General features: G+C 65.2%; 12 protein-coding genes. 3 read left to right on the forward strand and 9 right to left on the reverse strand.

From position 1 onward, the window contains the following. Positions 1-294 precede the first annotated feature (294 nt). The 3 genes from I6F35_RS35560 to I6F35_RS35570 all read right to left on the reverse strand — a co-directional run bounded on the left by I6F35_RS35560 (position 295) and on the right by I6F35_RS35570 (position 3,203). Positions 295-1,176: an MlaD family protein gene (locus I6F35_RS35560; protein WP_225122299.1), complete on the reverse strand. Its 882-nt coding sequence runs from the start codon at positions 1,174-1,176 to the stop codon at positions 295-297. 117 nt (positions 1,177-1,293) lie between these two features. Continuing rightward, the gene (locus I6F35_RS35565) at positions 1,294-2,067 is read right to left on the reverse strand and encodes an ABC transporter ATP-binding protein (RefSeq protein ID WP_225122300.1); all 774 of its coding nucleotides are present in this window, start codon (positions 2,065-2,067) and stop codon (positions 1,294-1,296) included. 2 nt (positions 2,068-2,069) lie between these two features. Further along, entirely contained in the window at positions 2,070-3,203 is a 1,134-nt protein-coding gene (locus tag I6F35_RS35570) for an ABC transporter permease (RefSeq protein WP_225122301.1), read from the reverse strand. A gap of 137 nt (positions 3,204-3,340) precedes the next feature. Between I6F35_RS35570 and dgcA the strand changes: the two genes are divergently transcribed. After that, positions 3,341-4,348 carry an N-acetyl-D-Glu racemase DgcA gene (gene dgcA / locus I6F35_RS35575; RefSeq protein ID WP_225122302.1) on the forward strand — a complete coding sequence of 336 codons (1,008 nt, stop codon included), beginning with the start codon at positions 3,341-3,343 and terminating at the stop codon, positions 4,346-4,348. Here dgcA and I6F35_RS35580 read toward each other — a convergent pair. Next, positions 4,318-5,514: an MFS transporter gene (locus I6F35_RS35580; RefSeq protein ID WP_225122303.1), complete on the reverse strand. Its 1,197-nt coding sequence runs from the start codon at positions 5,512-5,514 to the stop codon at positions 4,318-4,320. The two genes, dgcA and I6F35_RS35580, sit on opposite strands and share 31 nt — an antisense overlap. Positions 5,515-5,589: 75 nt before the next feature. Between I6F35_RS35580 and I6F35_RS35585 the strand changes: the two genes are divergently transcribed. Beyond that, entirely contained in the window at positions 5,590-6,765 is a 1,176-nt protein-coding gene (locus I6F35_RS35585; protein ID WP_225122304.1) for a hypothetical protein, read from the forward strand. Between the two features lie 202 nt (positions 6,766-6,967). Continuing rightward, a complete protein-coding gene (locus I6F35_RS35590; RefSeq protein ID WP_225122305.1) occupies positions 6,968-8,737 on the forward strand; it encodes a metallophosphoesterase in 1,770 nt (589 codons plus the stop codon). Between the two features lie 205 nt (positions 8,738-8,942). Here the strand turns inward: I6F35_RS35590 and I6F35_RS35595 are convergent, their stop codons facing one another. From I6F35_RS35595 to I6F35_RS35615, 5 genes are all read right to left on the reverse strand, one after another. Next, positions 8,943-9,983 carry an AI-2E family transporter gene (locus I6F35_RS35595; RefSeq protein WP_225122306.1) on the reverse strand — a complete coding sequence of 347 codons (1,041 nt, stop codon included), beginning with the start codon at positions 9,981-9,983 and terminating at the stop codon, positions 8,943-8,945. Positions 9,984-10,166: 183 nt separating this feature from the next. Next, a complete protein-coding gene (locus I6F35_RS35600; RefSeq protein WP_225122307.1) occupies positions 10,167-11,156 on the reverse strand; it encodes a threonine/serine dehydratase in 990 nt (329 codons plus the stop codon). Positions 11,157-11,209: 53 nt separating this feature from the next. Further along, positions 11,210-12,268, reverse strand: a complete 1,059-nt coding sequence (locus I6F35_RS35605; RefSeq protein ID WP_225122308.1) for a glycosyltransferase family 1 protein — start codon at positions 12,266-12,268, stop codon at positions 11,210-11,212. Beyond that, entirely contained in the window at positions 12,265-13,077 is an 813-nt protein-coding gene (locus tag I6F35_RS35610) for a UDP-2,3-diacylglucosamine diphosphatase (protein ID WP_028163613.1), read from the reverse strand. The genes I6F35_RS35605 and I6F35_RS35610 overlap by 4 nt, the downstream gene beginning before the upstream one ends. A 259-nt stretch (positions 13,078-13,336) precedes the next feature. Beyond that, the coding region (locus tag I6F35_RS35615) for a bifunctional hydroxymethylpyrimidine kinase/phosphomethylpyrimidine kinase (RefSeq protein ID WP_225122309.1) at positions 13,337-13,600 on the reverse strand (264 nt) is incomplete at its 5' end.

The following is a 13,600-nucleotide window of genomic DNA, read 5'->3' on the forward strand; positions in this document are numbered from 1 at the left end:
GCGAATAGCGAATGGAGAAACGGAGGCTTTCGGCCTCCGTTTTATTTTCGTCGTTGCGAGGAGCGAAAGCGACGAAGCAATCCATCCTTCCGCCAGGGGCGACATGGATTGCTTCGCGGAGCCTGTCATCGGTCGCGCGTTCGCGCGACCCATTGGCTCGCAATGACCGCGGAGGCAATCTTTCTCCGTCATGCCCCGCGAAGGCGGGGCATCCAGTAGCTGGCGGCCCCTCGATTTAAGCGGTCGTCCGCCTTCGCGGACGATGACGGCCAGAGCCCCTGCTCGCCCTCGCGACTACTGCCGCCTTCGCTCTGGCCCCAGCGATCTCGGCGGGGGCGGCGGTTCGGATGCGTTGCTGTTGCTACTGCTGCTGCCGGCACCGAACAACAGCCGGGTCGGGTTGCGGTCGAGGTTGTTCACGGCGCGGCTGATATCGCCGAGCGTCCTGCGGCCGTCGGCCATCAGTGCACCGGAGCGCTTGTCAAAATCTTCGGCGAGTTCGCGGATCGATTTCACCATCTGTGCCAGTTCGCCACCGCGCTCGCCGCCGGCGATGCTGTTGAGGCCGAGCATGAGGTTGTCGGCCTTGCCCATCACGCCGTCGACCCTCAACATCACGTTGTCGATCTTCTCGGAGTTGCGCGCGAGCGCCGCGGTGAAGGTTTCGAGATTGCGTAGCGAGTTCTTCACCGATTCCTGATTGTCGGCGACCAACCGGTTGACGTTCTGCAGCGTCGCACGGATCGCTTCGGTGACGTCCTGCAGCGCCCTCGGGTCGGCAGTCAGCACGGGGATGCCGTCCTCGTCGAGCGGCACCGGAGGGGCCGTCTCCTCGCCGCCCTTCAGCGAGATTGCGGCCACGCCGGTGAGCCCCTGGAATTCGAGGCCGACCAGGGTGTCCTTGCGGATCGGCGCGTTGTTCTCGACCATCGCCAGCGCGATCACACGGCGCGGATTGTCGAGCTTGACCGAGATGACTTCCCCTATCCTGATACCATTGAAATTGACATTACCGCCGTTGCGCAGACCCGAGGCCGGGCCTTCGAAGACCACCCGCAAAGGGCTGCGCTGCTTGGTGGTGTGCAGGCTCTGGAACCAGAGCACAAAGCCGAACGCAGCCGCGATCACCGCCAGTGTAAAGGCGCCGATCAGGACATAGTTCGCCCGGGTTTCCATCGATTGCTCCAGCTACTCGTCCAAGCCCGGGCTCCGCCGCAGCGGAGCCGTCACCGATCCTTTTCCCTCGCGCATGATCTTGTCCGAAAGCCGGTTTTCACCTGTCACGATCATGCGCTAGCCGATGACGGCGCGGGCCCGTTTGCCATGGAAATATTGCCGCAGCCAAGGGTGCTGTGAGGCCTGCATGTCGGCGATCGATCCTGCGGCAATGATCTTACCGTTCCCTAAAACGGCGATGCGGTCGCACGCGGTGTATAGGCTGTCGAGGTCGTGGGTTACCATGAAAACGGTCAACCCCAAAGTGCGCTGCAGGGTGCGCACCAGCTCGTCGAACTCGCCCGCGCCGATCGGGTCCAGGCCCGACGTCGGCTCGTCCAGGAATACCAGTTCGGGATCCAGCGCGAGCGCACGCGCCAGCGCCACGCGCTTGATCATGCCGCCGGAGAGTTCCGAAGGATAGCGGTCGGCGACCTCGGGTTTCAGCCCGACCATCACGAGTTTCGCCACCATGATCTCATCCAGCAGCCGCTGCGAGACTTTCAGATATTCGCGCACCGGGAACTGGATGTTCTGCCGCACGGTGAGCGAGGAGAACAGCGCGCCCTGCTGGAACAGGACGCCCCAGCGCCGTTCGACCCGGCGCCGTTCGCCGGCGCTGGCGGCGTCGAGGTCGACGCCGAACACCTCGATGCGTCCCGACACTTTCGGCACCAGCCCGATGATGGTGCGCGTCAGCACCGACTTGCCGGCGCCGGAGGGCCCGACGAAGCCCAGGATCTCGCCGCGCTTCACATCGAGGTCGAGGCCGTCGAGCACGCGCGTTCTACCGAATTGCACCGTGATGTCGCGGACGCGGATGATGGCGTCGGAAATGGGCTGCACCTCCATGGTCACATCCCGATCGACGCGAAGAAGATCGCGAACACGCCATCCATCACGATGACGAAGAAGATCCCCTTCACCACCGATGACGTGGTGTGCTGGCCGAGCGATTCCGCGCTGCCCTGCACTGCAAGCCCCTCGACGCAGGCGACGATGCCGATCACCGCCGCCATCACCGGCGCCTTGACCAGGCCGACGATGAAATGATCGATCGAGATGGCGTCGCGCAGCCGCAGCAGGAATGCTTCCGGATCGACGCCGCCATAGAGCCAGGCGACAAGTCCGCCGCCATAGAGCGCGGCCATTGCGCCGAGAAAGGCAAGGATCGGCAGCGCCAGCACCAGCGCCAGCATGCGCGGCAGCACCAGCACCTCGATCGGATCGAAGCCCATGGTGCGCAGCGCGTCGATCTCCTCGCGCATCTTCATCGAGCCCAGTTCAGCGGTGTAGGCGCTGCCCGAGCGGCCCGCGACCATGATCGCCACGAGCAGTACGCCGATCTCGCGCAGCACCAGCACGCCGAGCATGTCGACCACGAAGATGTCGGCGCCGAACCTGCGGAAGTGGAAGATGCCCTGCTGCGAGATGATGCAGCCGATCAGGAAGGTGATCAGCACGACGATCGGCACCGCGCGCCAGCACACCTGCTCCAGATGGTGGATGGTCGAGGTCAGGCGGAATGAGCGCGGGCGGATCAAGACGTGCCCGCTCGCGGCAAGCACGGCGCCGAGCATGTCGACCAGTCCGATGATCGTGCCACCGATGCCGACCACCACCCGGCCGATCTGGTCGAGCATGGCGGTGAGCGAGACCGAACTGGTCTCGACCTCCGGCGCCTCCTTCACCCGCCGCACCTCGTCGACCAGGCTCGAATAATTCTCCGAGAGGCCTGCGATCATCGCTTCCGCGCCGCCATGGCTCAGGCTGCGCCTGAGGCGCTCGATCAGCCAGGCGCCGAAGGTGTCGAGCTTGGAGACCTGGGAGACGTCGATGAAGATGTCGGGACGGGTGCCGCGGAGTTTTTCGGCATCGGCTACCATGCGCTCCAGCACGGGAGCAAAACGGGCCGTCCACGGCCCCGCGGCGCACAGGGCAAGGCCTTCGCCTTGTGCTATCCGTTCCAGTGTCGGGTCGCCGTTCAAGATGCCCACCCCAGGCTGGTTGGCTCGTTCGAAGGTTCAGAACTCGAACGCCGCATTGCCTTGTAGAATCTGGCGCTAACCAGCCATAGTTGGTAGCGCCCCGCAAGCGCACGGTCCAGAAATTGCGAGATTTTGAAATGACTTCCAGCCGATCCGCGCCACCTGCGCAACAGCTTGCCGCTCTGGTCGAGCGCTGGCCGATCGCGGGCGCCTTTACCATCAGCCGGGGCGCCAAAACCGAGGCCGTTACCGTCGTCGCCGAGGTCAGCCAGGACGGGCTGACCGGCCGCGGCGAATGCGTGCCCTACCCGCGCTATGGTGAGACGCCCGAGGCGACGCTTGCGGCGCTTCAGGCGATGCAGGAGCCGCTTGGGGCCGGGATGGACCGCCATGCCCTGCAGGCGCAAATGCCGCCAGGTGCCGCCCGTAACGCGCTGGATTGCGCGCTGTGGGACCTCGAGGCCAAGCTCGCCGGTCGCCGGATCTGGAACCTGCTTGGGCGGAGCACCCCAGCCGCCTGCACCACGGCCTACACGATCTCGCTGGGCACGCCGGAGGCGATGGCGGAGGCCACCGCCAGGGCCGCGCATCGGCCGCTGCTCAAGATCAAGCTCGGCGGCGACGGCGATGGCGAGCGTATCCAGGCGGTACGCAGGGCGGCGCCGAACGCTGAGCTGATCGTCGACGCCAACGAGGCCTGGACGGCAGACAACCTTGCGGCAAACCTTGCCGCCTGCGCCGATGCCGGCGTCACGCTGGTGGAGCAACCGCTGCCGGCCGGCAACGACGCGGCGCTGGCAGAGATCAAGCGGCCGCTTGCGGTCTGCGCCGACGAAAGCGTGCACGCACGCGCTTCACTGGAGGGACTTCGCGACCGCTACGACGCGGTCAACATCAAGCTCGACAAGACCGGCGGCCTGACCGAAGCCTTAGCGATGGCGGACGCTGCGCAGGCGCTCGGCTTCGACATCATGGTCGGCTGCATGGTCGCGACCTCGCTCGCCATGGCGCCGGCGATGCTGCTGGCGCCGCAGGCGCGCTTCGTCGATCTCGATGGTCCGCTGCTGCTGGCGCGCGACCGCGACCACGGGCTGCGTTACGACGGCAGCCTCATCTATCCGCCGGAGGCCGCGCTCTGGGGATGATGGAGGTAGTGCCGGGCCGACCACATGATGAGCGCCCCTGACGCCGCCATTGCGGCCATCAGGTAGTAGACGCCCTGACCGTAGCGCGCATAGACCAGACCGCACAGAATCGACGTGCCGCTCGAGACGATGCCGGCGCAGGCGGCGAGATAGCCCTGCCCGCGCGCCATCACGTGTCCGGGCACCTGATGCACCAAGAGCCCCATGATGCCGACCTGAGTCAGGCCGAACGTCAACCCATGCGTGAGCTGCACGATCGCGAGGATCGAAAGCGGCGGCTCCAGCGCGGTGATGACCCAGCGCGCGACCGCAACCACCGCGCCGATCACGACCAGCATCGCCGAGGGCAGCGTGAAGCGCGGCGACACCGCAAACAGCACGATTTCCGCGAGCACGCCGAGCGACCACAACGCGGCAATGGTGAGTCCGCCGAGCCCGGCCTGCTTCCAGGCAATGGATGCAAAGATGTAGTAGGCGACGTGACTGCCCTGGATCAGGGCGGACGTCGCGATGATCGCGAGGAAGCCGCGATCGCGCAGCAGCGTGCCGCCGCCGCGTTGCGCGGTCTCCGGCCTCTTTGCGACTTCAAGCGGCCGCAGGCGGAGGCTTACGAGCGCGCTGACGCCGGCCACCGCGGCGATGATCCAGATCAGGTATTCCGCCGCGACCGTATCGACCAGCAATCCGCACAAGAGCGCGCCGACCACGAAGGCGGCCGAGCCCCATAGCCGCAGCGGCCCATAATTCAGTCCGTAATGCGTCACGGCGCGTAAAGCATAGGCGTCGGTGAGCGGCCCCGTCGGCGTCCACAGGCAGCAGGTGACGACGAAGACCAGGAACACCGGCAACGCCTGGTGCTGGGTGCCGACCAGGGCAAATCCGAGCGCGGTCGCCGCTGCCGTGATCATGATGGCGCCGCGCAGCATCTGCCGCCGCTCGGCTAGCCCCGTGATCAGCGGCAGCACGGTGAAGCGGGTTACCGCGGGCACCGCCGTGATGATGCCGATCCAGGACGCCTCGATCCCGACCGCCTTCAGCCAGACCGGGAAGAACGGCAAATAAGTGCCGAGCATCCCATACATGGTGCCGTAAAAACCGCCAAGACGGCTTGCGAATCGCTTAGCCTCCGCTTGCGCCGCTGCAGGAATTTGTGATTCGGAAGCCATCAGTCCGATTGCGATTCGCGTGATATCGTGGTGTTCGTTATCGCAGCGCGGCGCAATTTGCGCGACGAGATTTGCATGGCCAACGAAGCATTCGCCCTTTCGCCGATCACAGCCCGCCCGGTGCAGCCGGGAGAGGAGGATTACCACGCGATCAGCGAAGCCTTCATGGAGACGGCGCGCGGTCGCTGGTTTCTCACCGAATATGCCAAGCGCAACCGCAACGCCGACACCCGCCTGGTGCTGGATGCGGTGGCCCGGCTCGAGGAGAGCCTTGCGCAGAAGCAGGCGGTCGAGCCGCCCGATCAGGGGCCGGCAGTCGCCGAGGCCATCGCTGCGATCCGCGACGCGGTGGAGGCTGCACAGGCGTCTGCAGCCGAAGCGCTCGACAGCCTGGCGCTGGAGCAGAAACTCGCCCCGGTGCGCAAGGGCGCGAGGGTGATCCGCGAGATCGCGTGGCGGCTGCGCGAGATCGGCAATGACGGGCGGATCTGCGACCTCATCGATTCGCAGGTGGTCGCGATCGAGAACGGCGCCGCGCAGATTTCGTCCGAGGAGGCGAAGGCCGCGCTGGACGCCGCCTTTGCCCCGATCGTGCAACGCCTCGCCCAGTTCTCCGAAGCCGATGAGGCGGCCGCGCCGAGCGCCGAAGCACGGGTGACGCCCTCGCCCGCTCCAGAGAATCCTGCGGAGGAGCGTTCCCTTCACACGGGAGAGGTCGAAGCTCCAGTGGAGGCGCCAGCCGCCATGGAGACGGTCGCGCCTCCGGAGCCCGAAGCCGCTGATGAGACCATCACCGCGGATGCGGAAGTCGCGCTCGCGGCCGCCGAAGTGGCGCTGGCGCAGGCCGAAGCCATCGAGCTTGCTCGCGTCACCGAGGAGGCTGCGGCCGACGCCCATGACGAGGCCGTGCTCGACATGATCGCGATGGAGATGGGCGCGCCCGATCCGTTCGAGGTTGTTGAGGACGCCATTGCAACGAACGTCCAAGAACCAACGGCCGAGCTGCAAGCGCCGGCCGGGCCCGAGATCGTCCCGCAAGCGCCCGAACTCGCCGCGGCGCTGCCGGAACCGGAGCCCGAGCTTCCGCCCGAGCCCACCTTCGCCGCGCCGCTGGAGGCTCCGGTCGAAATCTCGCTCGGCTCCACCATCATTGCGAGCGGCATCGTCAAGAAGCCCGCCACGGCCGCCAACGACCCGCTGGCGCCGATCCGCCGCATGAGTCAGGCCGAGAAGATCGCATTCTTCTCCTAGACGCGAGTGCCGCCGCAACGCGAGGAGACTCGCGCGTGGCGGCCGATGCCTCGTTGCAAGACCTGTGATAAACTGGCCAGCACAGACATGCGCGGCCGTCGGCATCCATGCACTCCGTGCCAACTGCGCATCGTCCCTCTGACGCAGAAGCGACGCACGCGAAGTCCATCCTGGCAGCAGGTGCAAGCGACGGACTCATCTCATGACGCGGTCGACATCGGCGGACGAACCTTCGAGCATTCAGGGCCGCCTGCTGCTTGATCCGCGCCACGGCGACGTCGAGGACGATGCCGCCAGCCCCGGACAGCGTTCGCTGCTCGCGATCGCCGGCAGTCTGCTCGTCGAGATCAGCCTGCCGAAGCTCCTGTTCGCGTGGACGACGTTGCTCTTGTTGCCGGCCGTGCTGCTCGGCCTCGCGCCGCTGCTGGCTTCGGCCTGGCTTTCGATCCTGTCCGAACAGATCCTGGTCCTGACGGAAATCGGCGCGGCATTGATGCTGATCGCGATCGTCGCGGTGGGATGGTTCGGCTGGCGGCCGCTGCTGCGGATCGCCGAGACCAGTTTCTGGTCGCTCAACGCGCTCGCGGTACAGCCGAGCTATGCGTTCTGCCGCGAGGCACTGCGGCATCTGACGGAACGAATCTGGCCGAACAGCCTGACGGCCGCTTTGCGCATGCGACTGCGGCGTGCGTGTTCGCTCGGTGCCGGCATCCTGTTGAGCGCAGGCGCGGCATTGATCGCGATCCTGGTCTGGCCGGCCTCGCAATGGACTGCCGGCCTGATCGATCTGGCCATGGATCATCATCTCGTGATGACGACGCTGGCCAACGCCATCGTGCTCGTGTCCTGCTATCTCGCCGCTGCATCATTGGCCTGGGGTTTTGCCGATGCCAGCATGGATCAGCCGGCCGATCTTGCCGCGTTCGACGTCCCTCGATCCGATGCCCGCATCTGGCGCGTCGCGCATCTGTCGGATCTCCATGTCGTCGGCGAGCGATATGGCTTCCGCATCGAATGCGGGCGCGCCGGCCCGCGCGGCAATGAACGCCTCGCCGCCGTGCTCGCTCGTCTCGCCGCCATTCATGCGGCCGATCCGCTGGATCACGTGCTTGTCAGCGGCGACATGACGGACGCCGGGCGCGCCAGCGAATGGGCCGAGTTCCTCGAGGCATTGTCAGAGCACCCTGAGCTTGCCGCGCGGACGATCGTGCTGCCGGGCAATCATGACGTGAACATCGTCGACCGGGCCAACCCCGCCCGGCTCGACTTGCCGTTCAGCCCCGGCAAGCGGCTGAGGCAAATGCGGACGCTGTCGGCGATATCAGCCATTCAGGGCGATCGGGTGAGCCTCGTCGACAAGTCAGGGAAAGTCGCAGCCAATCTGGACGATCAGCTCGCGCCGCATCGCGAGCGGATCATCGCATTCGCGGAACGCGGCGGCCTGCGTCGGAGCGCCGGGCTTCGCCGGCTGTACGAGGACCAGTTCCCGATGATCCTGCCTCCAGAGCAGGAAGAGGGTCTCGGAATAGCCATCCTCGACTCCAATGCCGAAACCCACTTCTCATTCACCAATGCGCTCGGTCTGGTCTCCATCGAACAGGTGCGGCGGCTGGAGGCGGCCATGGGCTATTTTCCCAGAGCACGCTGGATCATCGCGCTGCACCACCACGTCGTGGAATATCCGATGCCGACGAAGAGGTTCTCCGAGCGCATTGGGACGGCATTGATCAATGGAAGCTGGTTCATCCGCAGACTGCAAGCCTTTGCCGATCGCGCCGTGGTGATGCACGGTCACCGCCACATCGATTGGATCGGTGCATGCGGCGCGTTGAGGATCGTTTCCGCCCCCTCGCCGGTGATGAACGCCGCCGATGATGCGCCGAGCTATTTCTACATCCACCGGCTGGTAAGCGGTCAGGACGGAAGGCTTTGTCTTGCCGAGCCTGAAAAGGTGGAAATTGCGGGCAGCTAGGGCGTGATGACTTTTCTTCGAATCGTCATCCCGCTCTAGCTCCCTGTTTGAGCATGATCTTTTCGGAAAACCGGTCTCCACTTTTCCGGATCATGCTCTAGGTTAGAGTGTTTTCGAGCGAAGTGGACACCGGTTCGCGTGAAGAAAACGCGTCAAAACAAGAATCTAGAGCTTCGGTTCTGATTCAATCAGAACCGAAAATGCTCTAGTGCTTCGCTAGCTTGCCATCGGCCGATCCCCCGAGCAGATCGGCCAGCCAGCGCGTCGATGGGTGTTCGGCGCAGAAGGTGAGAAGCGCAAGCGTGATGGGCACACCGATGAAGGTGCCGAACAGGCCCCACAGGAAGGTCCACAGGAAGATCGCAAACAGCACGATGAACGGCGATATCGACAGCGTGGTGCCGGCGACACGCGGCTCGACATAGCTGCCGACCACGAACTGGATGATGTTCAGGCAGGCGAAGACACCGAACACCGCCGGCCAGCTCTCGAACGTCGTCATGGCTAGCAACGTGGGAAACAGCGTGGCGATGAACGGGCCGATGAAGGGAATGTAGTTGAGCACGAAGGCGATCACGCCCCATTCAAATGCAAATGGCAATCCGGTAATGCCGGCGAAGAGACCGACAAGGAGGCCCGTGACTGCACTCATCTGTGTGCGCACCAGCAGATACTTGCGGAATTTGGCGGCGGTCGCCACACTGCCGTCGCGCAACACGCGTGCAGCGGTGGCGTTGTCCAGTCCGTCGATTCGTCGCCTGGCGTCCTCGACCTCGAGCAATCCCAGCACGACATAGACAAGCACGATCAGCCAGAAGCTCAGCGTGGTGTTGACGCGGCCGGTGACGTATTGCGTGGCGCGCAGCAGCCAGCCGACGTTGAAGTGCTCGGCCCAGAGGCTCGCAACCTCTATGCCATGCCCATCGAGCCACACCACGGCTCGTTCATAGAATGCCTGATACCGCGCTGCGTCCGCGACGAGGAACCGGCCGACGCGGCCGAAGCCCCAGGCCGCCAGCGAAGCGAAGGCGACGCAGACCGTCACGGTGACCAGCATGGTGATCGCGAGTGCCGCGAGTTTTGGCATCCACGACTGCAGCCACTTCTGCGCCGGCCAGACGATCGCGATGATGAAGAGCGCCGCGGCCAGCGGCGCCAGCACACTGCTCGCCTGGGATGCCGCCGCGCAGACGAGCACCACCGCGATGATCACGGTTGCAGCCGTCCGCCCGGAGCCGTCCCCCATGCTGAATTCCTTCGACCTTGCGCAATCAAAGATTGTCAGCTGCTGCAAGCCGCCGCAAGGGCAGTCAGCCCATCGATGGGTCAGGACAGGGATTTGGATGCCGTTCATGCGCGAACACGCGGGCGCCAAAACGTTTGAGGGCGGAGCGCCGAAGCTCCGCCCTCACATCGTTCGAAACTGTATTCAGGCCACCAGCTTGGCGAACAGGTCGGCGTCGACATTGCCGCCGGAGAGAACGATGACGACGTTCTTGCCCTTGGCGTCGATGCGGCCCGCAAGCAGCGCGGCAAGGCCGACGGCGCCGCCGGGCTCGACCACGAGCTTCAGTTCGCGATAGGCAAACGCGACCGCGGCGGCGACTTCCTCGTCGGAGGCCGATACGCCGCCCGCCAATAGCTTGCTGTTGATCGCAAAGGTGAGCTCGCCCGGCATCGCCGCCATCAGCGCGTCGCAGATGGTGCGCGCGGCGACGGGATGCGGCTCGCGATGTCCCACCTGCAGCGACAGCGCATGATCGTCATAGCCCTTCGGCTCGGCGACGATCACCTGGGCTTGCGGGAATTGCGCCTTCACCGCGGTCGCGACGCCCGCGATCAGTCCGCCGCCGGAGGCCGGCGCCACCACGATGTCGGGCGTGAGCCCAAGCGCGGCCATGTCCTCGGCGATTTCGCGGCCCGCAGTGCCCTGCCCCGCGATCACGAAGGGATCGTCATAGGGGCGCACCAAGGTCGCGCCACGCCTGCTCGCGATGCCATTGGCGATCGCCTCGCGGTCCTCGCGGTCGCGGTCATACAGCACGACCTCCGCGCCATAGGATTTGGTGCGCTCGCGCTTGGTGACCGGCGAGTCCGCCGGCATCACGATGGTTGCCTGCATGTTGAGGATCTTCGCCGCCGCGGCCACGCCCTGGGCATGGTTGCCGGAGGAGAATGCAACCACCCCGCCGCCGCGCTGTGCTTGCGGGATCGACGACAGCTTGTTGAAGGCGCCGCGGAACTTGAACGAGCCGGTCCGCTGCAGCATTTCCGGCTTCAGGAACACCTTGGTGCCGGCGCGCTCGTTGAGCACGGGAAAGGACAGAAGCGGCGTGCGCACCGCGAACGGTGCGACCACCCTTGCGGCAGCTTCGATATCAGCCGCGGCCACGGGCGGATTTGCGATGATTTCGGTCATCCGCAATTTGTAACGCCGACGCCGGCTGGCCGGCAAGACGCTTCTCTGTGAAGTCAGGCCGCGAAATGCGGGTCCTCGGCCACGAATTCAGCCAGCTCGTTCTCAGGCGCAGGCTCGACCGGATTCAGCGCGTGGTCGATGAAGACGCGCGCCGAGGCTTGCCAAGTGTGACGCGCCGCGAAGTCGACGCAGGCCCGCGATGGAACGCCGAGCGCCTCCAGGCAGGCCTCGCGGAGGTCGTCCTTCAGCACGCCGACCGGCGCGTTGCCGATCACGTCGCGCGGACCGGTGACCGGGAAAGCAGCAACCGGCAGCCCGCTGGCCAGCGCCTCCAGCAGCACCAGGCCGAAGGTGTCAGTCTTGCTCGGGAACACGAAGACGTCGGCAGCGGCATAGATGCGCGCTAGTTCCTCGCCGTGCCGTGCCCCCAGGAACACGGCGTCGCGATACTTCCGCTCCAGCGCCGGCCGCGCCGGCCCATCGCCGACAACGACCTTGGTGCCCGGCAGGTCGAGCTCGAGGAACGCTTCCAGGTTCTTCTCGACCGCCACCCGGCCGACGCTCAGGAAAATCGGCGCCGGAAGGCAGAGGTCGACATGGCGGGGATGGAATAAGGCGGTATCGACGCCGCGCGACCACAGCACCACATTGCGAAAACCGCGCGAGCGCAGCTCCGTGGCGAGCGCCGGTGTCGCCGCCATCACCGCCTGGCTCGGCCGATGGAACAGGCGCAACAGCCACCACACCCAGTTCTCCGGGATCGGCGAGCGCGCCGAGACATAGTCGGGAAAGCGGGTGTGAAAGCTCGTGGTGAACGGCAGGCCGCGCTTGCGGCAATAGCGGCGCACCAACAGCCCGATCGGACCTTCGGTGGCGATGTGAATGCTGTCGGGCTTGTCCTGCTCGATCAGCGCCGCAATTGCAGCCGGGTGCGGCAAGGCCAGCCTCAGGTCGCGATAGCTCGGCATTGCGAAGGTGCGGAACGACTGCGGCGTGAGAAATACGATCTCGACGCCGAGGCCCCTTGCCGCCTCTGCCATCATGGTCAGCGTCCGAACCACCCCATTGACCTGGGGATGCCATGCGTCGGTCGCGACCAGGATCCTCGTCATGCAGCGCGTGCCGTGACCCGTGGCACCGGAGCGATGCGCCGGACCGGATCCGTCCAGGTGATGATCTCGAAGCGACCGTCCTCATGCTCGGCAAGCGCGGTGCAGCTCTCGACCCAGTCGCCGCAATTCATGTAGCGGATGCCGTGCTCGTCGCGGATGGTCGCATAGTGGATGTGGCCGCAGATGACCCCGTCGCAGCCATGGCGACGCGCTTCGCTCGCGAGCGTGGTTTCGAACGCGCCGATATAGTTGACCGCCTTCTTGACCTTCAGCTTCGCCCATTGCGACAGCGACCAGTAGGGGACGCCAAACATGCGGCGGAAGAAGTTGACGAAGCGATTCATCTGGATCGCGAAGTCATAGGCCTTGTCGCCGAGATGGGCGAGCCAGCGCGCGTTCTGCACCACGAGGTCGAAGATGTCGCCGTGGATCACGAGGTAGCGCTTGCCATCGACGCCGGTGTGGATGGTGTTCTCCATCACGTCGATGCCGCCGAAATGCGTGCCGTAATACTTGCGCAGGAATTCGTCGTGATTGCCGGGGATGTAGATGACCTTGGCGCCCTTGCGCGCCTTGCGCAGCATCTTCTGCACGAAATCGTTGTGGGTCTGCGGCCAGTGCCAGCTCGACTTCAGCGCCCAGCCGTCAACGATGTCGCCGACCAGATAGATCGTATCGGCATCATGAGAGCGCAGGAAATCCAGCAATCGGTCGGCTTGCGACCCGCGGGCTCCGAGATGAACATCGGAGATGAATAAAGTGCGAAAGCGCCGCTCGGGGCTCTCTTCACTGAAAGAGTCGCTTCCCATACCTGTGCACCTAACAAATCCCTGTGACAGGGCGATGACGATTCGTCGCAGCCAACGGTCCCACCAGAATCAGCGATGCGCCCTTGAAATGCGGATAACAGCGCCATGCGACAAACTGGCGACACGAGGGGCCGTGCATATACGGAATGAGGTCCTGTAGCCCGGATGGAGCGCAGCATAATCCGGGATAAGCCGCCTCCAGGCGCGCAAAGGCCCGGATTGCGCCGCGCTCCATCCGGGCTACGGTCCCGCGGGGCTTCTAATAAAATCTGTGAAAATGATGCACCGGCCCGTGGCCTTGGCCGACGGCGAAGCGATCGGCGGATTCGATCGCGGCGCTGATCCAGCTCTTGGCGTTGCGCACCGCCGACGCCATGTCCTCGCTCTTGGCGAGCCCTGCCGCGATCGCCGACGATAACGAGCAGCCGGTGCCGTGGGTGTTTGCGGTGTTGATGCGCGGCGCTGACAGCACGATCGTGCTGCCGGCATCGACGAGATAGTCGATGCTTTCGCTGCCCTGCCC

The organism is Bradyrhizobium sp. BRP22, from assembly GCF_020194175.1.
GTDB lineage: Bacteria > Pseudomonadota > Alphaproteobacteria > Rhizobiales > Xanthobacteraceae > Bradyrhizobium.